The organism is Pseudomonas nabeulensis (genome assembly GCF_004682045.1).
GTDB classification, from domain to species: domain Bacteria; phylum Pseudomonadota; class Gammaproteobacteria; order Pseudomonadales; family Pseudomonadaceae; genus Aquipseudomonas; species Aquipseudomonas nabeulensis.
In genome coordinates this window covers 115,264-141,863 of the sequence record NZ_QUZT01000006.1, presented here as the reverse complement: position 1 = coordinate 141,863, position 26,600 = coordinate 115,264, and the positions used below count along the sequence as shown (strand labels likewise).

Annotated in this window: 21 protein-coding genes; 2 read left to right on the top strand and 19 right to left on the bottom strand. The window is 63.6% G+C overall.

Annotated elements, in window-relative coordinates; genetic code table 11:
- Window positions 1-425: 425 nt before the first annotated feature.
- The 6 genes from DYL61_RS05660 to DYL61_RS05635 all read right to left on the bottom strand — a co-directional run bounded on the left by DYL61_RS05660 (window position 426) and on the right by DYL61_RS05635 (window position 7,566).
- A complete protein-coding gene (locus tag DYL61_RS05660) occupies window positions 426-1,664 on the bottom strand; it encodes an OprD family porin (RefSeq protein WP_420825065.1) in 1,239 nt (412 codons plus the stop codon).
- Between the two features lie 156 nt (window positions 1,665-1,820).
- Window positions 1,821-3,449, bottom strand: a complete 1,629-nt coding sequence (locus DYL61_RS05655) for an ABC transporter ATP-binding protein (protein ID WP_135307549.1) — start codon at window positions 3,447-3,449, stop codon at window positions 1,821-1,823.
- Window positions 3,450-3,451: 2 nt separating this feature from the next.
- Complete coding sequence (locus tag DYL61_RS05650; RefSeq protein WP_135307548.1) at window positions 3,452-4,306, bottom strand: ABC transporter permease; 855 nt, start codon at window positions 4,304-4,306, stop codon at window positions 3,452-3,454.
- Window positions 4,303-5,244, bottom strand: a complete 942-nt coding sequence (locus tag DYL61_RS05645) for an ABC transporter permease (protein WP_135307547.1) — start codon at window positions 5,242-5,244, stop codon at window positions 4,303-4,305. The genes DYL61_RS05650 and DYL61_RS05645 overlap by 4 nt, the downstream gene beginning before the upstream one ends.
- 13 nt (window positions 5,245-5,257) lie before the next feature.
- Entirely contained in the window at window positions 5,258-6,814 is a 1,557-nt protein-coding gene (locus DYL61_RS05640; RefSeq protein WP_135307546.1) for an ABC transporter substrate-binding protein, read from the bottom strand.
- Window positions 6,815-7,059: 245 nt separating this feature from the next.
- On the bottom strand, window positions 7,060-7,566 hold the full coding sequence (locus DYL61_RS05635) for a GNAT family N-acetyltransferase (RefSeq protein ID WP_135307545.1): 507 nt from the start codon (window positions 7,564-7,566) through the stop codon (window positions 7,060-7,062).
- 319 nt (window positions 7,567-7,885) lie between these two features.
- Between DYL61_RS05635 and DYL61_RS05630 the strand changes: the two genes are divergently transcribed.
- Entirely contained in the window at window positions 7,886-8,758 is an 873-nt protein-coding gene (locus DYL61_RS05630; protein ID WP_135307544.1) for an undecaprenyl-diphosphate phosphatase, read from the top strand.
- Window positions 8,759-8,852: 94 nt separating this feature from the next.
- Here the strand turns inward: DYL61_RS05630 and DYL61_RS05625 are convergent, their stop codons facing one another.
- From DYL61_RS05625 to DYL61_RS05580, 10 genes are all read right to left on the bottom strand, one after another.
- Complete coding sequence (locus tag DYL61_RS05625) at window positions 8,853-10,235, bottom strand: DUF1329 domain-containing protein (protein WP_193559427.1); 1,383 nt, start codon at window positions 10,233-10,235, stop codon at window positions 8,853-8,855.
- A gap of 92 nt (window positions 10,236-10,327) precedes the next feature.
- The gene (locus DYL61_RS05620; protein ID WP_135307542.1) at window positions 10,328-12,007 is read right to left on the bottom strand and encodes a class I adenylate-forming enzyme family protein; all 1,680 of its coding nucleotides are present in this window, start codon (window positions 12,005-12,007) and stop codon (window positions 10,328-10,330) included.
- Window positions 12,004-13,149, bottom strand: a complete 1,146-nt coding sequence (locus DYL61_RS05615; RefSeq protein ID WP_135307541.1) for an acyl-CoA dehydrogenase family protein — start codon at window positions 13,147-13,149, stop codon at window positions 12,004-12,006. Before DYL61_RS05615 ends, DYL61_RS05620 begins: the two co-directional genes overlap by 4 nt.
- A complete protein-coding gene (locus DYL61_RS05610) occupies window positions 13,146-14,366 on the bottom strand; it encodes an acyl-CoA dehydrogenase family protein (protein WP_135307540.1) in 1,221 nt (406 codons plus the stop codon). Before DYL61_RS05610 ends, DYL61_RS05615 begins: the two co-directional genes overlap by 4 nt.
- A 48-nt stretch (window positions 14,367-14,414) precedes the next feature.
- Window positions 14,415-15,584, bottom strand: coding sequence for an acyl-CoA dehydrogenase family protein (locus DYL61_RS05605; RefSeq protein WP_135307539.1), 1,170 nt, complete (start codon window positions 15,582-15,584; stop codon window positions 14,415-14,417).
- Window positions 15,585-15,594: 10 nt separating this feature from the next.
- Window positions 15,595-16,773 (bottom strand): lipid-transfer protein, encoded by a 1,179-nt coding sequence (locus tag DYL61_RS05600; protein ID WP_135307538.1) that lies wholly within the window; start codon window positions 16,771-16,773, stop codon window positions 15,595-15,597.
- A 17-nt stretch (window positions 16,774-16,790) separates the two neighbouring features.
- Window positions 16,791-17,210 (bottom strand): MaoC family dehydratase, encoded by a 420-nt coding sequence (locus DYL61_RS05595; RefSeq protein ID WP_135307537.1) that lies wholly within the window; start codon window positions 17,208-17,210, stop codon window positions 16,791-16,793.
- Entirely contained in the window at window positions 17,182-18,315 is a 1,134-nt protein-coding gene (locus DYL61_RS05590; RefSeq protein WP_135307536.1) for an acyl-CoA dehydrogenase family protein, read from the bottom strand. The genes DYL61_RS05595 and DYL61_RS05590 overlap by 29 nt, the downstream gene beginning before the upstream one ends.
- Window positions 18,316-18,324: 9 nt before the next feature.
- Window positions 18,325-19,293 (bottom strand): OB-fold domain-containing protein, encoded by a 969-nt coding sequence (locus DYL61_RS05585; RefSeq protein WP_135307535.1) that lies wholly within the window; start codon window positions 19,291-19,293, stop codon window positions 18,325-18,327.
- A 56-nt stretch (window positions 19,294-19,349) separates the two neighbouring features.
- Window positions 19,350-20,135, bottom strand: coding sequence for an SDR family oxidoreductase (locus DYL61_RS05580; RefSeq protein WP_135307534.1), 786 nt, complete (start codon window positions 20,133-20,135; stop codon window positions 19,350-19,352).
- A gap of 138 nt (window positions 20,136-20,273) precedes the next feature.
- Between DYL61_RS05580 and DYL61_RS05575 the strand changes: the two genes are divergently transcribed.
- On the top strand, window positions 20,274-21,059 hold the full coding sequence (locus DYL61_RS05575; RefSeq protein WP_135307533.1) for an enoyl-CoA hydratase: 786 nt from the start codon (window positions 20,274-20,276) through the stop codon (window positions 21,057-21,059).
- Window positions 21,060-21,711: 652 nt separating this feature from the next.
- On the opposite strand, the gene DYL61_RS05570 is transcribed toward DYL61_RS05575, so the two are convergent.
- The 3 genes from DYL61_RS05570 to DYL61_RS05560 all read right to left on the bottom strand — a co-directional run bounded on the left by DYL61_RS05570 (window position 21,712) and on the right by DYL61_RS05560 (window position 26,518).
- Complete coding sequence (locus DYL61_RS05570) at window positions 21,712-23,436, bottom strand: FAD-binding protein (protein ID WP_135307532.1); 1,725 nt, start codon at window positions 23,434-23,436, stop codon at window positions 21,712-21,714.
- 66 nt (window positions 23,437-23,502) lie between these two features.
- Window positions 23,503-25,068 (bottom strand): amidase, encoded by a 1,566-nt coding sequence (locus tag DYL61_RS05565; protein WP_135307531.1) that lies wholly within the window; start codon window positions 25,066-25,068, stop codon window positions 23,503-23,505.
- 31 nt (window positions 25,069-25,099) lie between these two features.
- Entirely contained in the window at window positions 25,100-26,518 is a 1,419-nt protein-coding gene (locus tag DYL61_RS05560; RefSeq protein WP_135307530.1) for a coniferyl aldehyde dehydrogenase, read from the bottom strand.
- Between the last annotated feature and the right edge of the window lie 82 nt (window positions 26,519-26,600).

Below are 26,600 nucleotides of genomic sequence, written 5' to 3'. Positions count from 1 at the left end.
GACCGTTACCGCAGCAACGGATATGTACTCGATCAAAATGTGGCAGGGGCAGTGCGACGATTCGACTTGCTCCCGATGAGGGAGTGTCAGCTGACCATTTTTTGGCTGACACACCGCCATCGGGGGCAAGCCCCCTCCCACATTTGAACCTCTGTGAATCAGGTGAATATCACACGGCTTTTGATCTGCTTTTGATCTGAGTCGCCCCGTCAAACCACGCTGGCCGGAGTAAGGGCACACCGAGCCAAAGCGAGGTGCCGAGTGGTGGGGCGAAGGCCTTTTGCTTACTTTTGGGCCTTTCCAAAAGTGAGCCGCTGTAAGAGCGGAACCATAGGTGGCCGTTACCCCATCAACGGATATGTACACAGGCATACCGCCATCGGGGGCAAGCCCCCTCCCACATTGCCCCATGCCACTCATAGGCATTACCAGAGCGCCACGGTGTAGCCAACAATCACCCGGTTCTCGCTCATGTCACGCAAATAGTTGGCCTTGCTCAACCCATTACGCCACCGCAACGAAACCCCTTTAAGCGCCCCGGACTGAAACACATAGCCCAGGTCAATATCCCGCTCCCACTCACGCCCCTCCCCCGCAAACCCCTTCACCTCAGCCTGGTCGCCCTTGGCCCAACGCGTCGAAAACGTCAGCCCCGGCACACCCAGCGCGGCAAAGTCAAAGTCATAACGCGCATGCCACACCCGCTCATTGGTCTGCGAGAAATTGCTCAACTGATACTCGGAAAACAGGTAGGTATTGGTCCCGTCCACATAGGTAAACGGCGTCGCCCCGTACTGCTCCTGATAACCCCCGCCAAAACTGTGGCCCTTGTAGCTGAACATCGCCCGCGTACTCAGCGCGCGGTTGTCCACCTTGCCCGCCAGGCCCGCGCCGGACTTGTCGGCGTCGAAGTAACGAATATCGGTCTTGAGCGTGCCGCCACCCAGGGCAAAGGTGTTTTTCAGCCCCACGAAGTGCTGCTGGTAGATGTCCTCCAACTGCGCAAAGTGGTAGCTCAACGTCATGCCCGGCGTCAGCTTGTAGTCGCCGCCGGCAAAGCGGAAGCGATCACTCTTGGCGGTGCTTTTGTAGGCGCCGCTTTGGCTGGTCAGGCCCATGTCCTCGTAGTCGGTGGACTCACGCTGCTTGGTCTGGTCAATCTGCCCGCCAATCAAGGCCAGCCCTGCGATGTCCGTGGACGTCACCTGCGTACCGCGAAAGGTCTGCGGAAACAGGCGGCTGGTGTTGGGTTGCAAGGTGGGCAAATCCGGCAGTAGGTAGCCGCTGCGCAGTTCGCTCTTGGCGAAACGCACCTTACCGGTCACGCCGTACTTGGAATACTCGTCATGGGCGCGCTTGGCATAGCTCGGCTTGCCCGGCGTGGCGTCGTTGTCCCGCGACAACAGGCCGGAGCCGGAACGGTCGGGGCTGGAGTCGAGTTTCAGGCCGAGCATGCCGACCACGTCCACACCAAAACCCACGGTGCCCTCGGTAAACCCCGACTTGAGGTTGAGGATAAAACCCTGGGCCCATTCCTCGCGCTTGGATTGCCCGGCGTCTTCGCGGTAATCACGGTTGAAGTAGTAGTTCTTGAGGTCCAGATCGGCCTTGCTGTCCTTGATGAAATCCGCCTGGGCCGGGACGCATAGCAGTCCCCCGCTCATAAGGCCGACACCTTTCAAGATCAGGTTGAGGTTGTTGTTTTGCATGTTCTTGGCTCCTGGCAGTCGTTGGAGTGAGTAGGTCTTATTGTTTTTCTGGGCACGACATTCCCCTTCGCGCAGGTTTTTGAGGCCTGCACGCCGGGTGAAATCAGCGGTTTAAATAGCCGGGCGTATTCGGTAGCCGCCGTCCGGCAGTTTCTCCAGTGGGCTGGCGGCGGCCAGCAGTTGCCGGGTGTACGGGTGCTGCGGGTGATCGAAGATCTGCTCGCGCGTCCCCACTTCCACCACATTGCCCTGATGCATCACCGCCACGCGGTGGGCAATGCGTTCCACCGCCGCCAGGTCATGGGAAATGAACAGGCAGGCAAAGCCGTATTGCATCTGCAAGCGCTCGAACAGTTCGAGGATCTGTTTCTGGATGGTCATGTCCAGGGCCGAGATCGGCTCGTCGGCGATCACCAGTTGCGGGTGGCGCACCAGGGCCCGCCCAATCGCCACGCGCTGGCGTTGACCACCGGATAGCTGATGGGGGAAGCGCTCGACAAACTGCTCACCCAGGCCAATGTCCTTGAGGGTTTGCGCCACCCGTTCGCGGCGCTCGGCGGCGTTGAGGCCCGGCTCGTGACGCAGCGGCTCGGCAAGGATTTCGCCGATTTTCATCCGAGGGTTCAGGGACGAATACGGGTCCTGGAAAATCATTTGGCATTGCAGGCGATGGGTGCGGTTGGCGGCCTTGAGGATGTCCACGCCCTTGAAGCGGATCGACCCGGCGCAGGGTTTGATCAGTCCCACCAGCGAGCGCCCGAGGGTGGTCTTGCCCGAACCGCTGCCGCCCACCAGCGCCAGGGTTTCGCCGGGCGCGATCACCAGGCTGGCCGAATGCACCACGCGGTTGAACTGGCGTTTGCCCCAGAACGAAGTCGGCCCAGGATGCTCGATGCACACCTGGTCCACCTCCACCAGCGGCGCGTTGCTGGCCGGCAGCGGCGCCAGCACACCACGGCGCGGCAAGGCTTCCAGCAATTGGCGGGTGTACTCGGCCTTGGGCGCCAGCAGGATCTCTTCAATCGTGCCCTGCTCCACCGCCTTGCCGTGGCGCATCACCACCACCTTGTGGGCATAGCGGGCGACCAGCGAGAGGTCGTGGCTGATAAACAGGATCGCGGTGCCCTGCTCACGGGTCAGTTCGAGCATTAACTCGATCACGTCCAGCTGCGCCAGGCAGTCCAGCGCCGTGGTGGGTTCGTCGGCGATCAACAGCGCCGGGCGCAGCAGCATCACCGAGGCCAGCATGATGCGTTGGCGCATGCCGCCGGAAAACTGGTGCGGGTAGGACTCCAGGCAACGCTCGGCCGCCTTGATGCCGATGCGCCGCAGCATGGTCAGGCAGCGCTCGCGGATCTGCGGCGGGTCGAGATCGGTGTGCAGCCTGAGGGCTTCGCTCATCTGCTGGCCGATCTTCAACGCCGGGTTGAGCGACACCATGGGCTCCTGGAACACCATGCCGATGCTCGCGCCACGGATGCCGCGCAGTTCTTCGGTGCTCACATTGGCCAGGTCGCGCCCCTGGAAATCCAGGCGCCCGCCGCACACTTGCATGGGCAATGGCAGCAAGCCGATGGCGGCGCGGGCGGCCATGGTCTTGCCGCTGCCGGACTCGCCCACCAGCGCCACGATCTCACCCGGCGCGATGCTGAAACTCAGGTCATCCACCGCCAATGGGCCGTGGTCACCCACGCGGATTTTCAGCTGTTCCACGTTCAACAAAACAGGATTGGCCGACATGGTCATTTCCTCATCCGCGGGTCGAGACGATCACGCAAGGCGTCGCCAAACAGGTTGATCGCCAGCAACGTCAGGCAGATAAACAGCCCTGGGAACACCCCCAGCCACGGTGCCGAAGCGATGTACGGGCGGCTGCTGGCAAGCATGTTGCCCCAGGTCGCCGCCGGTGGCGGTACGCCCAGGCCGAGGAAGCTCAGGGAGCTTTCCGACAGCAGCGCCCAGCCAAACATGCTGGTGGCCAACACGCACAACGGCGCCAGGCAGTTGGGTGCGATATGCCGCAGCATGGTGTACAGCTCGGAATTGCCGATCACCCGCGAGGCCTCGATGTACTCCAGCTCACGCAGGGACAGCACCGTGCCACGCACTACGCGCACCACCGACGGCGTATAGGCGATGCCCAAGGCGAGGACGATGCCGTACTTGCTCGCGCCAATAATCGCCATGATGCCCAGGGCCATGAGGATGCCGGGGAATGCCAGCAGCGCATCGTTGAACATCATCAGCACGCGGTCGGTCCAGCCACGCAGGTAACCGGCGAGCATGCCGATCAACGTACCGGCCAGCACCGCCACGCTCACCGTGAGCAGGCTGACCCACAAGCTGGTGCGCGCACCGATGAGCAAACGGCTGAACACATCGCGGCCAAACTCATCGGTGCCCAGCCAGTGGGTGGCGGATGGCGCCTGGAAGCGCGACATCAAGTCGATTTTCAGCGGGTCGAACGGCGACCACACCAAGCCCATCAACGCCAACGCCACCAATGCCACCAGCAACCCGCCGCCGATCAAGGCATTGGCCGGAGCCCACACGCGACGGCGCTTGGCGGGCGCCGGCAGGGCAATCGTCGAACTCATAACTTCACCCTTGGATCGAACAACGGATAGAGCAGATCCACACACAGGTTGACCAGCACGTAGATAAAGGTGATCAGCAACAGGCAGCCCTGCAGCACCGGGTAGTCGCGGGCGAAAATCGCATCCACCATCAGCCGGCCGATGCCGGGCAAGGTGAACACGGTTTCCAGCACGGCGATGCCACCCAGCAGGTTGCCGAGGATCAGCCCCACCAGGGTCCAGGTGGGTGCGAAGGCGTTGGGCAAGGCATGCTTCCACAGCACCGCACGCTCCGACAACCCCTTGGCGCGGGCATGGGCGATGTATTCCAGGCGCAGCACTTCGATGGTGCTGGCCCGCGCCATGCGGGTGATTGCGCCGACTTCCACCAAGGTCAGGGTGACCACCGGCAGCACCATGTAGCTCATGGCTTGCCACGGCGCCTCGGCGAAACTGACGTAGCCCACCACCGGCAACCAGCCCAGCTGGATGCCGAATGCGTGCAGCAACAACAAGCCGAGCCAGAAGCTGGGGATCGACAGCAACAGGGTCGCCACGGACACCAATCCCAGGTCGAGTGCACTGTTCTGTTTCCACGCGGCGATCAGGCCGATGGGCACCGCGATCAACGTCGCCAGCAACACCGCCACCAACACGATGGTTGCACTCACGCCAAAGCGGTCGAGGATCAGCGGCAGCACCGCCTGTTTGGTGCTGATGGAAAACCCCAGGTCAAAGCTCAATACGGCCTTGAACCAGATCAGGAACTGGGTCACCAACGAGTGATCCAGGCCCAGGGTGTGACGCATATCGGCCAGGCTTTGCGGGTCGGCCATATCGCCGAGCATCAACAGTGCCGGGTCGCCTGGGATCAGGCGGATCAGCGCAAACACCATCACCGAAATCAGCAACAGTGTCGGCACCGCCATCCCGAGTTTTTGCAGGATAAAACGCAACATGGTTCAGGCCCCGTTACTGTGCCGCGAGGCTGACGCCCCACAAGCGTGGCGACGACACCGGCCACGAATGGAAGCCCTGGACACTGTTGCGCAGCGCTGCGGCAACCGTGCCGTTGTAGATGATCACCATCGGCGTGTCGTGGATCATCATCGTGTGCAGTTGGTCGAACAGCGCCTGGCGCTTGGCCGTGTCGCTCTCACGCACGGCTTCGCGCAGCACCGCCTGGGCCTGGGGGTTGTCCCAGACTTTGCGCGGTTCCTTGGTCTTGTCACCCATCAGCGAATCGAAGCTGGTGGCCGGGTCCAGGCGCGAGGAGTAAGAGAACGCCATCATCTGGTAGTTGCCACTCTGGTAGCGCTCCAGTTGCGTGCCCCACTCCAGGGTTTCCATCTGGATATTCAAGCCACTGGCCACCGACATCGCCTGGCTGAGCAGGCCCATGTCGAACATCTGCGTATAGCGTTTGTTGACGATCATCTTGATCGGCTGGCCGTGGTAACCGGCCTCTTTCAACAGGCGCTGGGCCGCCTGCGGGTCATAGTGATAACCCTGCTTGGCAGTGGCGCTGTAGAACGAGCTGGTTTGCGGGATGGCCGAGTTGTTCGGCTGGGTCTCGCCATTGGACAGCGCGTTGACCATTTGCCCGTAGTCGAGGGACGCGGCGATGGCTTGGCGGATGCGCACGTCCTTGAGCAACGGGTCGTTGGTCTGGAACAGCAAGCCGCAGATGGCCATGATCGGGCTGGAAGAAATCAGCACACCCGGCGTGGCCTTGAGTTCTTGGGCCTCGGTGGCGCTGACGTTGGGCAGCAGGTCGACGTTATTGGACATCAACGCAGCCTTCGCCGACGACGGGTCGGGGATCACCATAAAACGCACGGCGTCCACCAGCGCTTGTTTCTTGCCGGTGAAACCGTCCGGCCCGGCGTCGTCACGCAGGCTGTAGTCGTTGAAGCGCGAGAGCATCACGTATTGGCCGGGCTTCCATTCGCTGAGGCTGAACGGACCGGTGCCAATCGGTGCTTTCCAGCTACCATCCGCCGCCAGCGAATCGGGGTGCAGGATGCCGCTGCCGCCGCAATCGGGGCGCGCCATCGAGGCCAGAAACAGGCCGCTGGGCTGGTCGAGGTGGAACACCACGGTAAGCGGGTCCGGGGTGTCGATGCCGGTGATCTTTGCCCCGCCACGCCCATCGAATTCGGCCAGGCAGCGCCATTGGGTCTTGGGATTGAGGTAACGCTCCCAGGTCCATTTCACATCCTGGGCGGTCAGGGTTGCGCCATTTTGAAAGTGCACGCCTTCACGCAGCTTGAAGGTGTAGGTCATGCCGTCGTCGGAATGTTGCACCTCGCGGGCCAGCAACGGGCCCACGGAAGCGTCCTCACGGTGGGCCACCAGGCCCTCGACGACGTGCAGCATCACCGTGTCGGTGTTTTCGTCACGGTTGACGCCAGGTTCGGTGCTGCGGATATCGGCGTTCAGGCCGACACGCAAGGTGGTCTGGGCCTGCGCAAGGCCGGCGCCGAGTGCGAGGGTGGCGCACAGCGTTCCATTGAGTAAGCGATTCACGGGAGACGTTCTCCTTCGCTGCAAAGACCGGCCTGGGGCAGGAGCCGGCTTCAAGCCTGTATTAGGTCGTTGTTGTTGTGGCCTGACCGAAATCAGCACCGCGGATTTTTTGTTTTTTTAAATTCGCCGGGACATATTCACAGCAACCAACATCCTTGTAAATGTTTTTTTAAGCACATAAAAACATTGATAGCTAAAACACAGGCAAAAAAAAGAGGCCGAAGCCTCTTCTGATCCATCCGCGCTCAATGCAGCGCGGCGTGGGTGATCAGGTAATTCATCAACTGCGGGTCATCGTCCAACTCCAGGGTGTGCACCGGGCGCGGCAGGTTATCCAGCACCGTGCGCCAGAACGCCTGGGCCACTTCATCCTGGTCGTAGAACCGCACCAGCCAGTTGGCGGTGCCGCTGCACAGCACCTGGCTGGCGATGGCGCGGCCGATGCCTTTGCGGCGGTAGCGCTTGAGGATGAACAGGTCGGCCAGCTCCAGGGCGTCGAGGCCTGGCAGTTCGCTGCCTTCGATCAGCAGGAAACCGGCTATGTAGCCATCAATCAGCAGCAGGTTGGCGCTCCACTGCGGGTCTTGCCAGTAGCGGGCCAGGTGTTCGTCATGGATGTAGAAACGGCCATCGGCCTCGACATCTTCCTGTTCCCAGTCCGACGACTCGTAGGCGTAGTACTGGTAGAGATTACGGATCAGCTCGGCGTCTTCGGGGCCGGTCTGGATCAATTCGACGGTGGTTTCAGGCATGGGGCTCTCGGTGAAAAAACGCAGGGCGCCATTGTTCACAAAAGCCGTGTGCAGGCCAATACATTGCATAACCTTTCTGTTTGCTGAACCGATTGCGGATTTGTGTTGGCCTGTCCAAAATCCTGAAACATTTAGAATAAACTTCGCCAGAATTGTAGTGAGCGGGCTTGCCCCGCGCTGGGGGGCGAAGCCGCCCTAAACCCAGGTGACGCGGTGTATCAGTAACGCCGCAGTGGCTGGTTTTGGGGCGGCTTCGCCACCCAGCGCGGGGCAAGCCCGCTCACTACAAACCGGTTTTTTTCTCTTGAGGACACGTATTTTGACCAACGTCTGTTCCGCCGGCCTGGATGTGGGTTTTGCCTCCCTGGACTACCTGCAGATCTTCATCCTGGGCGTGATCCAGGGCATCACCGAACTGCTGCCGGTGTCGTCCACCGCCCATATGCGCGTGGTGCCCGCCCTGCTCGGCTGGCAAGACCCCGGCTCGGCGTTTTCGGCGGCGATGCAATTGGCGGCGCTGGCGGCGGTGGTCAGTTACTTCTGGCGCGATGTGCGCCAGGTGACCACCGGCAGCATCGGCGCGGTGCGCCGGGGTGACTACAACGACCGCTGGTTCAAGCTGGCGGTGGCGATTGTGCTGGCGACCATTCCCATTGGCATTGCCGGCCTGGCGCTGTCCTCGACCTTGAACGCGTGCAACTCGCCGTTGCGCGGGTTGATGGTGATCGGTATTTCCTGCGTGGTCATGGCGGTGTTGTTGGCCGTGGCGGAAGTGCGCGCACGCCACACGCGGGAGGTGAGCGAGATGCGCCTGCGGGATGCGTTGATCGTGGGTGTGGCGCAGATTGGCGCGTTGATTCCCGGCGTGTCACGTTCTGGCTCGACCTTGACCGCTGCGCTGTTTCTTAATTTCAAGCGTGAGGAAGCGGCGCGCTTTTCCTTTCTGCTGGGCTTGCCGGCGATTGCCCTCGCGGGGTTGAAAGAGCTATGGGTGCTGCTGCATGCGGACATGCCGGCCCATGCGTGGCCGCATTTGCTGTTTGGGCTGGTGGTGGCGAGTGTCTCGGCGTTTTTTGCGATTTGGGGGTTGATGAAGTTTCTGGAGCGCTTTTCGACCTGGCCGTTTGTGATTTATCGGGCGGTGTTGGGGGTGTTTCTGATTGTGGCGGTGAGTACGGGTTTGCTGAGCTGACACAACGTTAAAACCAACACCAATCAAAGGTGGGAGGGGCGGTGCGACGATTCGACTTGCCCCCTCCCACATTTGAATGCATCGAGCTTTTGGGTTAGCGACCAATCGCCCGGGCCGCGTCGGCGGTGTATTGGTCCGGGGTGAATTTGCCTTCGTTGAGGATCGGTCCCTTTTTCACTTCATTGGACATGCCGTAGCCGGTGTACTGGCCCGAGTTCAGGTCCATGAAGAATTGCGACCCGGCCTGCCAGGCGCTCATGTCGGGGTGGTAGTAGTAGTTGACCATCGCGTGTTTCCACAATTGCCCACGGGCATCGTAGTTGTCGGCCATGACCGCATTCCAGGTGTCTTCGTCGATGAACAGCACACGCTTGCCGTAGACGTGGCGAAAACCTTCCTTCAAGTCCGCTTCCAACACCCACACGCGGCGCAGTTCGTAGCGCATGTACTCGGGGTTGGGGTGGTTGGGTGTGAGTAGGTCAGCGTATTTGACAGTGCCGGCGTTGGCCTTGAAGGCGTTGGCCGGGCTGTAGATTTCGCGCTTGCCGATCAGCTTCCAGGTGAAACGCTCCGGCGAGCCGTTGTACAAGCGGTCTTCGTCAACCGTCATGGTGCCGTTGGTGCCGATCATCGGCTGGTCGTAGCCATAACCCGGCAGTTGCCGCACGCGACGGGTCGACGGGCTGTAGGACCAGGCCTGGCGCGCGTCGGTGGCGAAGTTGTAGGGCTCATGGGCAATGCTCAGGGTGCCGTTGTCCCGTGCCGGCTTGAGGGTCATGTTGTTGGTCATCGACTGGATCTTGCCATCGGTCGAAGGCTCGACCGTCGGCGAGTTGGCCGGTGCCAGGTTGCGTGCATAGGCACGTCCCCAGCCGATGCTGCCGTTGGGCAACACCGAGGCCAGGTCGGTGGTTTTTTCTTCGGTGTAGGCGCGTGCCGGCAACTGGTGATTCCACAGCAGCTCCATGCCGTTTTTCGGAATCGGAAACGGCACCTGGCCCAGCCCGGTGAACCCGGCGCCGTCGTTGACCAGCTTGGCGTGCAGTGCGTTGTCCATCACCCGGCGGCACACGTAGTCGGGGTAGCGGAAGTCGCGGTGGCCTGTGTAGATGTTCATCTTGTAGGTAGTCGGGTACTTCTTCAGCAGTGCTTTCTGCCCCTCGGTCAGGTGGGCTTCGTACTGGCTCATGTTCTGCGCGGTGATCACCAGGATTGGTTTTTCCGCCGCATACGGATCCACCGGTTGATCACCGGAATATTTCACATGGTTCCAGCCTGGAACTTCGCCCAGGTACTTGCCGGTGTACGGCGGGATGGTGCCCTCGGCATTGCCTGCCTGCTCGGCGCCGACGCAGGTCAGTTCCTTGCCCAGCCTGGCCGCTTCCTGGGGTGACACTTCGGCATGCGCAAGGCCAATCCAACCGCTGTTGGCAGAGACTGCGAGCGCGAGCATGAGACCTGTTCTTGTTATTTTCATGTATTGCCTCCATCGCTGATAAAGCTGTGTGGTAGAGCATCATTGTTGGTGTTCTGGGGTGCGCCACATCGTCCGGAAAGACTAGCGAGCGCTCATACCCCCAATTTTTCCTGGAGCTGCGCCTTGAGCACCTTGCCGGTGGCGTTACGCGGCAACGGTTCCAGTACGCGAAAGACCTGGGTCGGCACCTTGTAGGCCGCCAGGCGTGCGGCGATAAAGGCGCAGATCTGTGCCGCGCCGGGCAGTGTCGAGGCCTGGCCGTGTACCGCCAAACCGACGGTTTCCCCCAGCAGTGGATCGGGCACGGCAAACGCCGCGGCTTCAAGCACGCCGGGCATGTCGAGGATGCAGGTCTCCAGTTCTGCGGCGGCAATCTTCTCGCCGCCACGGTTGATCAGTTCCTTGACCCGGCCGGTGATGTGCAGGAAGCCCTCCTCGTCCAGGTAGCCGATGTCCCCGGTGTCGAGCCAGCCGTCGCGCAGGCTCTGGGCAGTGGCGTCGGGCAGGTTCCAGTAGGCACTCATCAAGGTGGGCGAGCGCAGCCAGATCAGCCCAGGCGTGCCCGCCACCTGCGGTTGCCGGGGGCTGTCGCCGATATGGATATCCACGATGGGCAACGCCCACCCCGCCGCCGCCGGTTTGTACACGAACGGGTCGCCGCCAATCGCCGCACCGATGCCATTGCTTTCGGTCAGCCCATAACCGGCGCCACCGATCACATCGGGCTTGAGCTTGAGCATGGCGTCGAGCACGTTGGCCGACGACGCCCCGCCGCCCAGCCCCAGGCCGAACAGGCTGGCTGTCTGTTCGCTGCCGAAACGCTTGGAGGCGAGCAACTGCTGCATCATCACCGGCGCACCGTTGAACTGGGTGCAGCGCTCGTCACGAATCAGGTCGATGGCCTGCTCGGCGTCCCACTTGTACATCAACATCAAGCGCCGACCGATACGCAGTGCCGAGAGGAACTGTGCATGCAACCCGCTGACATGAAACAACGGCACCGCCGCCAGCGTGGTCGGCGCAAAGCCGCTGTTGATCACCACGCCGATACGCTCCGGCGAACTCATGGCGCAGAACGCCCCCTGGAACTCCAACGCCGTCAGCGCCTGGCAGATCGCCCGGTGGCTGGACACCGCCCCCTTGGCGCGGCTGGTGGTGCCGGAGGTGTAGAGGATCAGGGCCGGGGCATCCGGCTCCAGGTTCAGCACCGGCAAGGGTATCGCTGGTGCGCTGATCAAGTCTTCGTAATGCAGCGCGTATTCAGGCAAGGCACGTTGGGCGCCGACCACAACCGTGGCGTGCTGCCCACGGGCCAGATCATCGCCCAGCGTGTCGAAGCGCGACTCATCGCACACCAGCAGCCGCGAACCGCTGTCCTGCAACGCGTGCAGCAATTCATCGCGCAGGCCCCAACTGTTGAGCGGCACACACACCGCCCCGCAACGCAGCACGGCGGCAAATGCCACCAGCCACGCCGGTTGGTTGCGCATGGCAATCGCCACCCGTTCGCCCGGCTGCAAACCAAATCGCGCAAGCATCTGCCCGGCGAGGCGGTCCACCTGGTCGTAGAACTGGTTGAAGGTCAGGCGCTGCGCCTGCCAGACCAGAAACTCACGCTCACCATGCACACGCCCGGCGTCGAGTACCTGCAATAGATCGTGGGCAGCATGGCGAAAGTAACGCGGTGCGCCGTCCTCCGGCGTGACCACTTCAAACGGCGAACCGGCGGCGATCAGTTGGTGCCACGCCGCTTGCCAGCGTTCAAGGCTCATCGGTGTGTGCTCCCGTAACGTTCGCAATGGAAGTCGCGGTCGCCCAGGCAACTTTGCGCCACGCGGGTGCGCTTGAGGTACAGGCCCACGTCCAGTTCGTCGGTCACACCAATGCCGCCGTGCATCTGCACCGCTTCGTTGGCCACCTTGATGGCCGTGTCACCGGCCTTGCCCTTGGCCAGGCTGACCAGGCGCGCACGCGCAGCGGCATCCAGGCTGGCGTCATCCAGTGCGGCCAGCGCCGCCATCAACGCACTGCGGCTCAGCGCCAGGTCGATGTACATCTGCGCGGCGCGGTGTTGCAGCACCTGGAACGTGCCAATCGGCGTATCGAACTGCACGCGGGTCTTGAGGTAGTCCAACGTGGTTTCGAACAACTGCTCGGCCATGCCCAACAGCTCGGCCGCCAGGCAGGTGCGGCCACGGTCCAGCGCGGTTTCCAGCACGTCCCAGGCTTGTCCGGGCGCGCCCATCAGCGCGTCGTTGACAAGCAGCACCTGGTCCAGTTGCAGGCGCGCGCTGTTGCGTGAGTCGATCAACGGCAAGGCACTGACGGTCAGGCCCGGTGTGGTCGCCGGCAGCAGGAACAGGCTGATACCCTCGGTCTGCCCCGCTTGCCCTTGGGTGCGCGCGGCCACCACGTAGGCGTCTGCGCCAAGGCCATCGACCACCCAGAACTTATCGCCGTGCAGGCGGTAACCCTGCCCTTCGGCCGTCGCCGCCAACGCGATGCGCGACGGGTCGTGGCGCGACTGTTCCTCCAGCGCCAGGGCGACGCGTTTATCGCCGCTGATCACGCCTTGCAGCCACGTCTCTTGCTGCGCTGCATTGCCCGCCAGATGCAGCAACGAACCGGCCAGCACCACGCTGGACAACAGCGGCGTAGCCGCCAGGTTGCGCCCCATGGATTCGAAGATCGGTCCCAGGCCCTTGCAGCCAAAATCCAGGCCGCCGAGGGCTTCCGGAAACGGAATCGCGCTCCAGCCCAAGGCCACGGCGTCTTGCCACAGCTGCGCTTCAAACCCCAACGCCGAGGCTTGATCACGCAAGGCGCGCTGGGCACTGACCGGGCTGCGGGCGGCCAGAAAGTCGCGGGCACTGTCCGCCAGCAACCGCTGTTCATCGCTGTAGCGCAGGCTCATGGCTGTTCTCCTGTTTTCACGGCGGGTTTCTTCGCGTCGGGCAACCCCAGTACGCGCTTGGCGATGACATTGAGTTGGATCTCCGACGCGCCGCCGGAGATAGTCAGCGCGTAGCTGTTGAGCCACGCGCGGGTGATCGCCAATTGCTGCTCGCTGAACGCCGCGCTGCCCCAGCCGAAGGCATGCCCGGCCATGGCGTCGAGCAACACTTCGAACTTGTCGCGTTCCTGCTCGGTGTGCACCAGCTTCATGATCGACATCAGCCCGCCAATGTCATCGCCGGCCCGCGCCTCTTCGCCCATGCGTTGCACGGTGAGGTTGTAGGCGTGCTCGTTCATCGCGCAGGTGGTGGCGCGGGCTTGCAGGGCGTGCTCGCTTTGGCTGGTGGGCGCCGGGACGTATTCGCGCATCAGCGCCAGCAGGTCAAAGTGCGAAGGCAGGCTGAACTCGCCAAACTTCGACATGGCCTTGCGCTCGTGCTGCAACAGGTACTTGGCCAGGTTCCAGCCACCGTTGAGCGGGCCGATCAACTGGCTCTTGGGCACTTTCACGGCGTCGAAGAACACCTGGCAGAACGCCGATTTGCCGCTGATCAGGTCGATGGGCTTGGGGGTCACGCCGGGGCTGCGCATATCCAGCACGATCAGGCTGATGCCCTCATGTTTGGGCGCGCTGAAATCGGTGCGCACCAGCGCATACATCCAGTCGGATTTGTCGCCGTAGGAGGTCCAGATCTTGCTGCCATCCACTACAAAATGATCACCGGCATCGCGGGCGGCCATTTTCAGGCTGGCCAGGTCGGAGCCGGCATTCGGCTCGGAGAAGCCCTGGCACCAGCGCACTTCGCCCCGGGCGATCGGCGGCAGCAAATCGCGCTTCTGTTCATCGCTGCCAAACGCCAGCAGCACCGGCCCGAGCATCCAGATGCCCAGGTTGATTTGCGGCGGTCGGCATTTGATCCGACGCATCTCGCTTTCCAGCACCGCCAACTCGGCGTCACTCAGCCCCGCGCCGCCGTATTCCACCGGCCACTCCGGGCAGAACCAGTGCTTGTCGCGCATGCGCTCAAACCACAGGCGCGCATCTTCGCAGGGAAACTGCGGGTTCTGGCTGCCCCACACCACATCGCCTTCGGCCATGCCGGTGCGCATCGACACCGGGCAGTTCGCCTCCAGCCAGGCACGGGTGTCGTGCCGGAATTGCTCGATAGTGCTCATGAAAGTCCCCTTTGACCCTTACGGTTTTTTGTTATGGATGGACCCGTGTCAGCGTTGGGTGCGCGGCATGCCCAGGCCAAATTGGGCGATCAGCTCGCGCTGGATTTCATTGGTGCCGCCGCCAAAGGTCAGGGTCACCGAACAGCGCAATTCGTATTCCAGTTCGCCGTGCAGCAAGGTCGCGGCCGAACCGCTGCGCATCGAGCCGTTGGCCCCGACCACCGCCGCCAGCTTGCGCAGGATCTCGATGGCCGACTCCGAGCCAAACACCTTGGTGGTCGAACTCAGCGCCACGCCCAGGCGGTCGTGTTCCAGGTCGGCGGCGATGCGCATATTGATCAGGCGCATCGCCTCAAGGCGCGCATAACACTCCGCCAGCGAGCTGCGCACCCAGGCTTTGTCCATCGCCCGGCGGCCCTGCTCGTCACGCGCTCGCGCCCACAGGTACACCCGGCGAAACAGCGCCACTACCTTGTCCGACCAGGTGCCGAGGCCGAGGCGTTCGTGGTTGAGTTGCGAGGTGATCAGCTTCCAGCCACCGTTCAATTCGCCCACCAGCATCTCGTTGGGCACCCGCACGTTGTCGTAGTAGGTGGCCGTGGTCGGGATGCTGGTGGTGGGAATCAGTGTGTGGGAGAAGCCCGGCGATTGGGTGTCGACAATCAGCAGCGAGATGCCTTTGTGTCGCGCCTGGGCCGGGTCGGTGCGGGCCGCCAGCCAGATGAAATCGGCCGACTCCGCGCCCGAGGTCCACAGCTTGTTGCCATTGACCACAAAGCCCTGGTCGTCCTGGCGGGCGCTGGTTTTGAGTACCGCCAGGTCGCTGCCGGCGCCGGGCTCGGAATAGCCGATGGCGAACATGATTTCGCCGGCGGCGATGCCCGGCAGAAAGCGCTCTTTCTGCAACTCGCTGCCATGGGCCATCAACGCCGGGCCGACGGTGCTGATGGTCACGAACGGCAGCGGCGCCCCGGCGATGTTGGCTTCTTCAAAGAAGATCAACTGTTCGGTGGCGGCATAGCCCTGGCCGCCATGGGCCTTGGGCCAGCCGACCGCGAGCCAGCCGTCGCGCCCCATCTGGCGGATGGTCTGGCGATACAGCTCGCCGCCTTCCTTGCCGCGCAACTGATCGCGCATGGCCGGGGTCATCAGGGCCTGGAAATAGTCCCGCACCTTGTGGCGCAGGGCATGTTGTTCGGGAGTAAGGTCGACGAACATGGGCTGCTCCTTAGGCTGTTCCGAGAATCAGGCCGCTGGTGGGAACGCCGGTGCCCGCCGTGACCAGCACGTTGTGCACATCGGCCACCTGGTTGACCGCCGTGCCGCGCACCTGGCGCACCGCTTCGGCGATGCCGTTCATGCCGTGGATATAGGCCTCGCCGAGTTGCCCGCCATGGGTGTTGATCGGCAGCTTGCCGCCACGGGCGTGATGCCCGGCGCGAATGAAATCCTTGGCCGCGCCGCGCTCGGCAAAGCCGAACTCTTCCAGCTGCGGCAGCACAAACGGGGTGAAGTGGTCGTAGATCACCGCGGTCTGGAACGCCTCCGGGCCAAGGCCGGACTGGCGGTACAGCTCGCGGGCCACCACGCCCATTTCGGGCAGGCCGGTGATGTCGTCACGGTAGAACGAGGTCATGCTCTGCTGGCCGTGGCTGATGCCTTGGGAACCGGCCTTGATGCTCACCGGTTTCTGGCGCAGGTCGCGGGCGCGTTCGGCCGAGGTGATGACCATGGCCACCGCGCCATCGGACTCCTGGCAGCAGTCCAGCAAGTGCAACGGTTCACAGATCCAGCGCGACGCCTGGTGTTCTTCCAGGGTGATCGGCTTGCCATGGAAAAACGCCTGGGGGTTGGTGGCGGCAAAGTCCCGCGCCGCCACGGCGATCCGCCCGAAGTCCTCGGAGGTGGCGCCGTAGGTGTGCATATAGCGCTGGGCAAACATGCCGACCCAGGCTGCTGGCGTATGGAAGCCGTGGGGCATGTACCAGCCGTAGTTGACGTTGTCGAACGTCGGCGTCGAGGCAAAACCGTAGGCGCCGGTGCCGAAGCGATACCATGAACGCTCGTTCATCGCCCGGTACACCACCACCACTTTGGCCACGCCGGTGGCCACCGCCATCGCGGCATGCATCACCGGTGCACAGGCCGCGCCGCCGCCGTGGGGCACCTGGGAGAAGAATTTGACGTCCTTGCAGCCCAGCAGGCGGGCGATTTCGTACTCCGGCACCTTGTCCACCGAGTACGAGCTGAAACCGTCGACCTCGCTGGGATCAATGCCTGCGTCTTTCAACGCGCTGAGGGTGGCCTCCATGGCCAGGCGCAATTCGGTGCGACCGGAGTTCTTGGAAAATTCGGTCGCGCCCAGGCCGACAATCGCGGCGCGTCCGCCAATCGATGCATCACTCATCTGTGTGTCTCCGGCTGTCAGGGCAAGACCAGCGCGACCGTGCCGGTCACGTGGTTGCCCATGGAATTTTTGCCGCTGAGGGTGATTTCCACCGTGCGGGTGTCGGCGTCGAGGCCGGTGACGCTGGCGCTGAAGGTCATGCAGTCACCGGGATAGTTCGGCGCGCCGAGCTTGATTTTCAGCGCGGTAAATGTCGCCAACGGCCCGGCCCATTGCTCGATGAAACGCTGCACCAACCCGTTGGTGGTGAGGATGTTCATGAACACATGGGGCGATCCGAGGGCACGCGCCGCGTCGACGTCGTGATGGCCGGGGAAGTAGTCGCGGGTGGCAATCGCGCCGCCATTGATCAGGGTCACCGTGATCGGCACCGCCAGCTGCGGCAGGACTTCGCCGGGGCGCACGTCGTCAAAGCGCTTGGTGTTCTTCGAGGTCATATTTCCATCCCAGCTTGTCGTTATCGTTGAGCCAGTCGCCCAGGCGTTCCAGGTTGGCCGCCGAGCCGCCGAGGGCCACGGTGAGGCCACGGCTCCAGTAGAGAAAACGGTGAATCGGGTAGGTCAGGTCGACGCCGATGCCACCATGCACATGCTGGGCGACATGCCCGATGCGGTGCCCGGCTTCACAGGTCAGCCAGGCCGTGGCCAGGGCTTCGCACGGCGCCGCGAGCCCCGCGTCGACGCGATAGACCAGTTGCCACAAGGTGGTGCGCAAGGCTTCGACGGCGATATGGGTGTCGGCCATGCTCATCTGCACCGCCTGGAAGCTGCCGATGGCGCGCTCGAACTGCTGGCGCTCGCTGACGTAGGCCACGGTGCGGCGGACCTGCTCTTCGCTGACCCCCAGCTGCAACGCGGCCAGCGCCGCCACGCTGCGCACTTCCAGCCAGGCCACCGCCGCCGTCGGCAACAAGGCCTCGGCGTTCACTGCAAGGCCCTGGATATGCAGGTCGGCCACCGCTTCGCCGTGGGTCAACACCGCCGACACGCGCTGCACCTGGGGCAGCGACAGGTCGAGCAGCAACAGCCGTGGCTGCCCTTCGGCTTGCACCACCACCAACGCGGCCTGGGCTTGATCCCCCAAGGCCAGGGCCGCAACCCGGCCGCTGATCAACCAACCGTCACCGCTGGGTTGCGCCTGCAACTCGATGCCCAACGCGCTGTTCAAGCCGTCCAGGGACACACTCAACAGTGCAGCACCCGACGCCGCGCGGCCGATCCAGCCCGAGGTATCGCCAGCATCAAACTGCGCCAGCGTCGCGGCCGCCAATTGATGGCGCCACAACGGCACCTGGGCCAATGCCTTGCCTTGGGCCTGCAATACCAGCATCAGCTCGGTCATGCCCAAGCCACTGCCGCCGTGTTCTTCGGGAATCGCCAGGGCATGCAAGCCGGTCTCGATGCACAGCGCCCACAGCGGCGCCATCATCGGTTCGCCGCTGACGTCCCACTGGCGCATGTAGTCGTCATGGCAATGGTCGACAAACAGGCTGTCGGCCATTTGCGCGATGGCGCGCTGGTCTTCGCTCAATTCGAAATCCATGGGGGGCTCCTACGCCTGTTCCGGGCGAAACATGGGCAGCGTCTGTTGGTCGTCGAAGGTCTGGAATTTCACCTGCAGGCGCTGGCCGATGCGCAACGCGTCACCCTTGACGCCCACCAGCCCGGCGATGAGGCGCACGCCCTCCTCCAGCTCGATCAAGCCGATGGGGTTGGGGTAGTCGAACGGCGGCACTTCGGGGTAATGCATCACCACGTACGAATACAATGTGGCGCGACCGCTGGCCTGCAGCGTGTCCCACTCGAAACTGTGGCACTCGATGCACACCGGCGCCGGTGGGTGGCGCAAGGTCTGGCAGGCGGTGCAGCGCTGGATCAGCAACTGCCGCTGCGCGCAGCCATCCCAGAAGAACCGCGTGTCGTCGCTGACACCGGGCAGTGGGCGCTTGGGCTTGGCCTGGGCCACTTCCACCGGAGCCGCTGCCTGGGCATTCGCCGGGCGGAACTTGAACACGCGAAACAGCAACTGGCCCACCGGTTCATCGCCACCGGCCTTTTCGACGAAATGGCTCATGATCAGCGTGACGAAAAACCCGGTGCCCAGGGCGGTGGTTTTCTCATCGCCCACCGACTCCAGGCGCGTGGTGTAGTAGAGCTTTTCCCCCAGGCGCAGCGGGCGAGTGAAGCTCAGCTCGGAGTTGACCGCCACGGTGGAGGCGTAGCCGTAGGCTTCCATGGCCGTGAGTACCTCGTACGGGTTCTCGTCGGTGGAGCCTGGCGGGTAGTTGTTGGTGTGCAGGCCTTCCATGGTCCACACCTGCAACATGGCCGGCGGGGCAATCAGCCCTTCATGGGCGGTGCCGAGGGCGAAGTCCGCGTCGGTGTACAGCGGGTTGTCCACGCCCATGATCTCGCACCATTGGCGGATCATCGGCGCGTTGACTTCATCCCAGGCATACACCCGGCCGTATTGACGCCCCACCAGGTCACGCACGGTAGATAGCAATTGTGGATCAGCCAAAGTCGTCTCCTTCACAGTGAAGGCGGCCACCGAACCCGGTCGCCGCAATAGGTCGATCAGGTCGGTAGCACCTGCACAGCGCCGAGGAACGCCGGGCGTTCGCCGCCGCCATGCAGCAACAGGTTGCAGCCGCTGGCGTAGCTGGCCAGCGGCGAAGCGATATACAGGCAGGCATTGGCAATGTCTTCGGCCACCGCCAGGCGCTCGGCCGGAATCCCCGCAGCCGCCGCGGCAATACCCGCGTCGGAGACGTAGTGCATATGCGCCTTCTCGGTCAGCACCAGGCCGGGGCTGACCGTGACCACGCGCACCTTCGGCCCCCACTCCACTGCCAGCGACTGCACCAGCGCCAACACACCGGCCTTGGCCGCGCCATAGGCCGCCGTGCCCGGTGACGAGCGCAGCGCACTGATGCTGCCGATAAACACGATGCAACCGCCTTGCGCTTGCGCCTGCATCAGCCGGTTGGCGCGCTGTGCCACGTTGAGGGGCGCGATCAGGTTCAGCGCGATGATGCTTTCGTGAAACCTCGGCGACGCCGTGGCTGCCTCGGCGGACGGGCTGCCACCGGCGTTGTTGACCAACACGTCGAGGCGGCCAAAGTCACGTTCTATGGTGCTGAAGAGGTGTTGCAGGGAATCCTGGTCGCGTACGTCGGCACTGATAAAGCTGGCGCTGTTGCCCGCCACGCTGGGCAAACGTTCCGGCTCGCGACGGGCACACACGATCACCTGCGCATTCGCCGCCAGGAACCCCGCGGCAATCCCGGCGCCGATGCCTTGGGTGCCCCCGGTGACCAACACCACCTTACCGCTGTAATCAAGACCTGCCTGCAGCTCCATGATGGGCTCCTTTCTTTACGGACAAGAGCCACTCTAGGGACGATCCGGGCACCGAACTACGTCTGAACGGACGATGAAAATTCAGCTGGCCGAACAGGACACTGGCGGCCATTCGATGACTGATCCTTGAGGTTGCCCATGTCCGCTCCAGACGCTGCGCCGGTTTTACTCGAACACCCGTTGCCGGGCGTGGCGCTGCTGCGCCTGAACCGGCCACAGGCGAGCAATGCGTTGAGCCTTGAGTTGCAGGCGCTGTTGTCGCGGCATTTCAGCGAACTGTCGCTGGACCCCGAGGTGCGCTGCATTGTGTTGACCGGCGGCGAGCAGGTATTCGCCGCCGGGGGCGACATCAACAGCATGGCCGGGGTGGGTGCGATTGATATCTACAAGCGCCACACCGAGCGTGTGTGGGGCCCGATCCAGCACTGTCCCAAACCGGTGATTGCAGCGGTGTGCGGCTATGCCTATGGCGGCGGTTGCGAGCTGGCGATGCACGCCGACCTGATCGTCGCCGGGCGCAGTGCGCGCTTCTGCCAACCGGAAATCCGCATCGGCATCATGCCCGGTATTGGCGGCACTCAACGCCTGGTGCGGGCGGTGGGCAAGGTCAAGGCGATGCGCATGGCCTTGACCGGCCAACCGATCAGCGCCGAAGAAGCGTGGGTAGCCGGGCTGGTCAGCGACCTGGTGGACGACGAGCACGTGCAGTCCACCGCCCTGGACCTGGCCCGCACCATCGCCGCCATGCCCTCGTTGGCTGCCGAGCAGATCAAGGAAGTGATCCTCGCCGGCATGGACGCCCCCCTGGAGGCCGGCCTGGCCCTGGAGCGCAAAGCCAATGCCCTGCTGTTTGCCTCGCGGGACCAGAAGGAAGGGATGCAGGCCTTCATCGAAAAACGCCCGGCGCGGTTTGAGGGAAATTGAGCCGGAGAGAGCCCAGCCAAACCCGCTCTCAAGCCGAAACCGGTCGAAATGTGGGAGGGGGCTTGCCCCCTCCCACAGTTTGACCGAGTACGACACATGCATACCCGTCGGTTGTACGGCCGCCGCGGTTTGAGGGGAATTGAGCAGACAATAGCCCAGCCAAACCCGCTCTCAAGCCGAAACAGATCGAAATGTGGGAGGGGGCTTGCCCCCGATAGCGGTGTGTCAGTTAACACACATGCAGCTGACCCACCGCTATCGGGGGCAAGCCCCCTCCCACATTTGATCTCCATTTTTCAGATTAACCGTGGCCTGCTTTTGATTTTGATCTGGCTTTTGATCTCAGTCGCCCCGTTAACCACGCTGGCCGAACGCAGGCTTGAATCCGTGGGTAACCCGGCAGGACGCCGGGTTAGCCGTCCTGGGCCATGGATGGGCCATGGATGGCCCATGACGGCGGCCCACGGATTCAAGCCGGAGTGCGGGCATGTCGAGCCTAGGCGAGACACCGAGTGGTGGGCGAAGGCCTTTTGCTTACTTTTGGCTGGGCCGGCACTCCGGCCTTTCCAAAAGTGAGCCGCCGTAAGGGCGGAACCATAAGTAGCCGTTACCTAAATAACGGATATGCTCACCAAACACGACTTTGCCCCCTTCATACCGTCACCTTACGCGCACACGCCACCACGTGATTCGCCGCAACAAACCCAAAGGTCATCGCCGGCCCCAACGTACCTCCCGCCCCCGGATAACGCGTGCCCATCACCGAGGCCGAGCAGTTGCCAATGGCATACAGACCCGCAATCGGCACGCCGTCCTCACGCACCACTTGGGCGTGTTCGTTGGTCAGCAAGCCGCCCTTGGTGCCAATATCCCCGGCATCCAGGCGCATCGCGTAGTAAGGCCCTTTGCGCAACGGCGCCAGGCACGGGTTGGGCTTGACGTTGCTGTCGCCGTAGTAGCGGTCGAAGATATTGCCGCCACGGCCAAAATCCAGGTCGACGCCGGTGCCGGCATAGGTGTTCACCTTGGCCACGGTCGCTTCCAGGCCCGCGCTGTCGACGCCGATACGCGTGGCCAACTCGGCCAGGGTGTCGGCTTTCCAGTACAGGTTGTCGCGCCATTCCTTGCGCAAGCGGCTGTCGGGCATGACCTGGCCCGGCATCAACGGCCCCATGGCGTAGTTGAAGCGAAAGTGCGCATCGAAGATCACCCAGGCCGGCACCGAGCGGCCGTCGGTTTTCTGGTTGTCCTGGTGCATGGCATCGACAAACTCCAGGTACGGCGCCGCCTCGTTGACAAAGCGCTGGCCCTGGCCGTTGACCACGATGGCGCCGGGAAACGCGCGCTCGGCAAACACGCCTCGGGGTTTGTCTTCCCCCGGCACGGCAATGGTCGGCGCCCACCAGGCCCAATCCATCAAGGCCGTGGCCGCACCCTCGGCCATGCCGGCTTGCAGCGCCGCCCCGGTGTTGTTGCCCGGTGGCGTGGCGCTCCAGGCACGGCGCGTGGGCTTGGGCAGGTACTGATCGCGTAGCGCCTGGTTCTGCTCGAAGCCCCCGGAGGCGAGGATGACCCCGTGGCGCGCCGTCAGCTGCAACTCGGCGCCGTTGCGCTGCACCGTCACACCGCTGACGCGACCGTTGTCGGTGACCAGGCCGCAAAAGTCGGTGTTGAGCCACAGCGGCACGTCGCGGTCCATCAACGAGCGCCGCAGCGATGCCACCAGCGAACTGCCGAGGGACGCGCGGCGGTCGAATTTGCTTTTGCGCCGCCACTTGAAATCCAGCTTGTAGCGCAGCATCAGTTTCATGATCAGCAGGCGCCAGCCAAAGCTGCGCGCCATGACCTTGTGCGCATCGCGGGCAGTCCAGGCAATACGCCCCATCAGCAAGGTAGACGGCGAGGGTTTGCGCAGGTTGGCCAGTTCGTCGCCCAACAGGCTGGTGTCGAAAAGCTCCGGATCGAGGGTGCGCCCGCCCGCCAGCGCACCCGGCAAGTGTGGATAGTAATCGGGGTATTTGGCCGCCACTGCGTAACGCACCCGGCTGATACGGGCGAGTTGCTCGATCATCTTCGGCGCGTTGTCGAGGTAGGCGCGCAGGCGTGCTTCCTCCACATGCTCACCCGCAGTGGCTTGCAGGTACGTCAGCGCCATTGCGTAGCTGTCCTGCCCGCCCTGGCGGCTGAAATAGCGGTTATTCGGAATCCAGATGCCGCCCCCGGAGATCGCCGAGGTGCCGCCGTACTGGTTGCTTTTTTCCACCACCAGCACGCGCATGCCCTGGTCGGCGAGAAACACCGCCGAGGTCATTGCACCGGCGCCCGAACCGACGACGATCACGTCGTAGTGCGTTTGAGACTGAATGAAAGCCGTCATTGTGGTTATGCCATTCGCTGAAATGAGGGAGTCACCGCCGGCGGCGCTGACGGTGTGCATTGAGGGTTATGCCGACAAGGTCGCACGTCGCCCGGCCCACGGATGGGCCTGTTCGAGTTGGCTGGCAAGGCGCAGCAATACGTCTTCGCCGCCCAGGCGCGCGGTGAACATCATGCCCACCGGCAAGCCGTCGTCACTCTGCCCCAGGGGCAGGGAAATCGCCGGCTGGCCGCTGACATTGGCGACCACGGTAAACCCGGCGCTGCCCATGGCCTGGTGCGCATAGCTGTCCCACGGTTGGTCGAGGGACAGCAGGCCCAGCTTCGGCGTGAGACTGCCGGTGACCGGCGAGAGGATCACGTCAAAACGTTGGAAGTGCTGTTCCATGGTCGCGCCGATGCGTTCGAACGAGGCACGCGCCCGGTACAGGTCTTCGCCGCTGATGCCTTGGGCACGTTCCAGATTGACCAGGGTGATTTTCTCCAGGTCCTGCGCCGTGGCGGCACGGCCCAGCACCTGTTCTCGGTCATGGATCAGCGTGCGCAAGGCAGTGCCGATCACCTTGCCGTGGGCGCCGAACAACTCGCGGGGGTCAACGTTCAAGGTCATCTCTTCAAGCTCATGCCCCAGGGCCGACAACTGCTTGAGGGTGCGCTCCAGAGTGGCGGCAATCGCCGGGTCCAACGGTGCGCCGGTAAGGGACTGACGCACCACGCCCACGCGCAACTTGCCGGGGTCACGCAACAGCTCTTGCACATACGGCCGCACGGGCGGTGGACACCAATAGGCACTGCCGGCGTCATGGCCTTGTCCCGCATCGAGAAAGAGTGCCGTGTCGCGCACGCTGCGCGACACCACATTGGCCACGCTGGCGCCAAACCAGCCTTCGAAATGCACCGGCCCGCTGGGGGTGCGGTAACGGCTGGGCTTGAGCCCGACCACCCCACAGTAGGCCGCCGGGATCCGGATCGAACCGCCGCCATCGGTGGCATGGGCCACCGGCACGATCCCGGCCGCTACCGCTGCCGCTGCCCCGCCGGAGGAACCGCCGGCACTCATGGCCAGGTTCCACGGGTTGTGGGTCTGGCCCCAGGCCAGGGATTCGGTGGTGGTGGTCAGCCCGAACTCCGGGCAGGCAGTCTTGCCGAACGGCACGGCGCCGGCGTTTTGGTAGCGGGTGATCAGGGTGCTGGTGTAGGTGGCCGGGGGGGCGTCCTTGAAGAAGCGGCAACCGTTGCTGGTGATCGTGCCTTGCAGATTGGTGTTGAGGTCCTTGAGCAGCAGCGGCACACCGGCCAGGGTGCCCTGTTTGTCAGTGCCGTCATTGCGACGCTGGGCCATCAAGGCATGGGCGTAGGCTTCATGCAGCATGTTCACGGCATTGACCCGGGGGTTGACCGCGTGGCAGCGCGCCAACGCGGCGGCCAGCAGGTCCTGCGGGCTCAGCTCGCCGCTGCGCACGGCCTGGCTCATGGCCCAGGCGTCCATGGCCTGGTAATCGGTGTCGCCAAGCCCTGCTGCGCGGGCGTCGGCAAAACGCCCCAGCAGTCCGACACCGGCGCTCACGGCGCCGGCCTTGAGTACGTCACGGCGCGACCAGCCGTTGTCCGTCTTATCTTGATGAGTGTGCATAGTGATGATCAGGCCCGGATAAATGAAAGGTTCAACCCTTGACTGCCGCCAACATGGCCGCCAGATAGTGCTCGCCATACGGCGGCAGCAAGCCCCATTCACGGCGCGGGTCGTGGGGCCCGGCCTTGAACACGGTGCGCATATGGCTGAACTCAAGGAAGCCTTCGCGGCCGTGGTAGTGGCCCATGCCCGAGGCGCCCACGCCACCGAACGGCGCGTCGTGCAACGCCGCGTGCATCATCACCTCGTTGATCGTCACCCCACCGGACAGCGTGTGTTCCAGCACATGCCGTTGCTCCTGCGGGTCCTCGCCGAAGTAGTACAACGCCAGTGGCCGAGGCCGGGCATTGATGTCGGCGAGTACCTGGTCGAGGTCGTGATAGGTCAACACAACCACGGCCGGGCCGAAGATTTCCTCGTGCAGAATCTGGCTCTCCGCCGCCGGGTTCACCACCACCCGCAGCGGGCGGCGGCGGTCCTGGGTATTCAGCACCAGGGGTTCGGGCAAACACTCGATACGGGCGCCGCGTGCCTGGGCATCCTCGACCAGGCCTTCGACCCGATCCAGGTGGCGTTGGTTGACCACCGCCACCACATCCGGGTTGCCGGCCACGCTCGGGTTCAGTTCGCAATACGCGGCGCGCAACGCATCGAGAAACGGCTCCAGCGCGGCGACAGGCACGTAAACCAAGTCCGGGTTGATGCAGATTTGCCCGCCATTGCATGCCTTGCCCGCCGCGATGCTGAACGCGGCTTTACTCAGATCGGCACTCTGTGACAACACCACCGGCGACTTGCCGCCCAGTTCCAGGGTGACCGGCACCAGGTTTTTCGCGGCATTGGTCATGATGCGTCGGCCGATCGCGGTACTGCCGGTGAACACCAGATGATCGAATGCCTGGCTGCTGAACGCCTCGCCCACTTCGGGCCCGCCATTGACCACGGCGATTTCCAGCGGATCGAGGTGCACGGCGCACAGGCGCGCCACCAACTCAGCAGTACGCGGCACCACCTCCGAGGGTTTGAGAATCGCCCGGTTACCCGCCGCCAGCGCCGACGCCAACGGGCTGAACAAGGTGAACAGCGGCGCGTTCCAGGTGCCGAGAATGCCTACCGTGCCCTTGGGCTGGTACATGACCCAGGCGCTGGCGCCGAGTTGGTCGTAGGGGCTGAACATCTGCCGAGGCTCGTCCTGCATCCAGGTCTGCAGATGGTCACGGGCATACTTGAGTGACGCCAGGGCGCCCAGCACGTCGTTCATCAGCGAAAAGCCCGCCGGCCTGCCACCGAAGTCCAGGTCCATCGCCGTGGTCAAGGCAGCCTGGTGTTCCACCAGCAGGTCGATCACTTGCTGGAGCCGGCGCCGGCGGGTGTCGGCGCTGACCGGTCCCGCACGGAACGTGGCATGTTTTTGTTGCAGCAGCAGGTCGGAAAGGTCCTGGGCACTCATTGTTATCCCCTCGCAGGTGGGCTCGTTGGCCGTTGAGCGCCACTCTAGGCGCGGGCCCCTGCCCCTCGCCTCGTCCAATCGG

Bases quoted from the DNA above. Each gene is read 5' to 3' on its own strand.
- DYL61_RS05660 (WP_420825065.1), bottom strand. From the start codon at position 1,664: ATGAGCGGGGGACTGCTATGCGTCCCGGCCCAGGCGGATTTCATCAAG.
- DYL61_RS05655 (WP_135307549.1), bottom strand. From the start codon at position 3,449: ATGTCGGCCAATCCTGTTTTGTTGAACGTGGAACAGCTGAAAATCCGC.
- DYL61_RS05650 (WP_135307548.1), bottom strand. From the start codon at position 4,306: ATGAGTTCGACGATTGCCCTGCCGGCGCCCGCCAAGCGCCGTCGCGTG.
- DYL61_RS05645 (WP_135307547.1), bottom strand. From the start codon at position 5,244: ATGTTGCGTTTTATCCTGCAAAAACTCGGGATGGCGGTGCCGACACTG.
- DYL61_RS05635 (WP_135307545.1), bottom strand. From the start codon at position 7,566: ATGCCTGAAACCACCGTCGAATTGATCCAGACCGGCCCCGAAGACGCC.
- DYL61_RS05625 (WP_193559427.1), bottom strand. From the start codon at position 10,235: ATGAAAATAACAAGAACAGGTCTCATGCTCGCGCTCGCAGTCTCTGCC.
- DYL61_RS05620 (WP_135307542.1), bottom strand. From the start codon at position 12,007: ATGAGCCTTGAACGCTGGCAAGCGGCGTGGCACCAACTGATCGCCGCC.
- DYL61_RS05615 (WP_135307541.1), bottom strand. From the start codon at position 13,149: ATGAGCCTGCGCTACAGCGATGAACAGCGGTTGCTGGCGGACAGTGCC.
- DYL61_RS05610 (WP_135307540.1), bottom strand. From the start codon at position 14,366: ATGAGCACTATCGAGCAATTCCGGCACGACACCCGTGCCTGGCTGGAG.
- DYL61_RS05605 (WP_135307539.1), bottom strand. From the start codon at position 15,584: ATGTTCGTCGACCTTACTCCCGAACAACATGCCCTGCGCCACAAGGTG.
- DYL61_RS05600 (WP_135307538.1), bottom strand. From the start codon at position 16,773: ATGAGTGATGCATCGATTGGCGGACGCGCCGCGATTGTCGGCCTGGGC.
- DYL61_RS05595 (WP_135307537.1), bottom strand. From the start codon at position 17,210: ATGACCTCGAAGAACACCAAGCGCTTTGACGACGTGCGCCCCGGCGAA.
- DYL61_RS05590 (WP_135307536.1), bottom strand. From the start codon at position 18,315: ATGGATTTCGAATTGAGCGAAGACCAGCGCGCCATCGCGCAAATGGCC.
- DYL61_RS05580 (WP_135307534.1), bottom strand. From the start codon at position 20,135: ATGGAGCTGCAGGCAGGTCTTGATTACAGCGGTAAGGTGGTGTTGGTC.
- DYL61_RS05575 (WP_135307533.1), top strand. From the start codon at position 20,274: ATGTCCGCTCCAGACGCTGCGCCGGTTTTACTCGAACACCCGTTGCCG.
- DYL61_RS05570 (WP_135307532.1), bottom strand. From the start codon at position 23,436: ATGACGGCTTTCATTCAGTCTCAAACGCACTACGACGTGATCGTCGTC.
- DYL61_RS05565 (WP_135307531.1), bottom strand. From the start codon at position 25,068: ATGCACACTCATCAAGATAAGACGGACAACGGCTGGTCGCGCCGTGAC.
- DYL61_RS05560 (WP_135307530.1), bottom strand. From the start codon at position 26,518: ATGAGTGCCCAGGACCTTTCCGACCTGCTGCTGCAACAAAAACATGCC.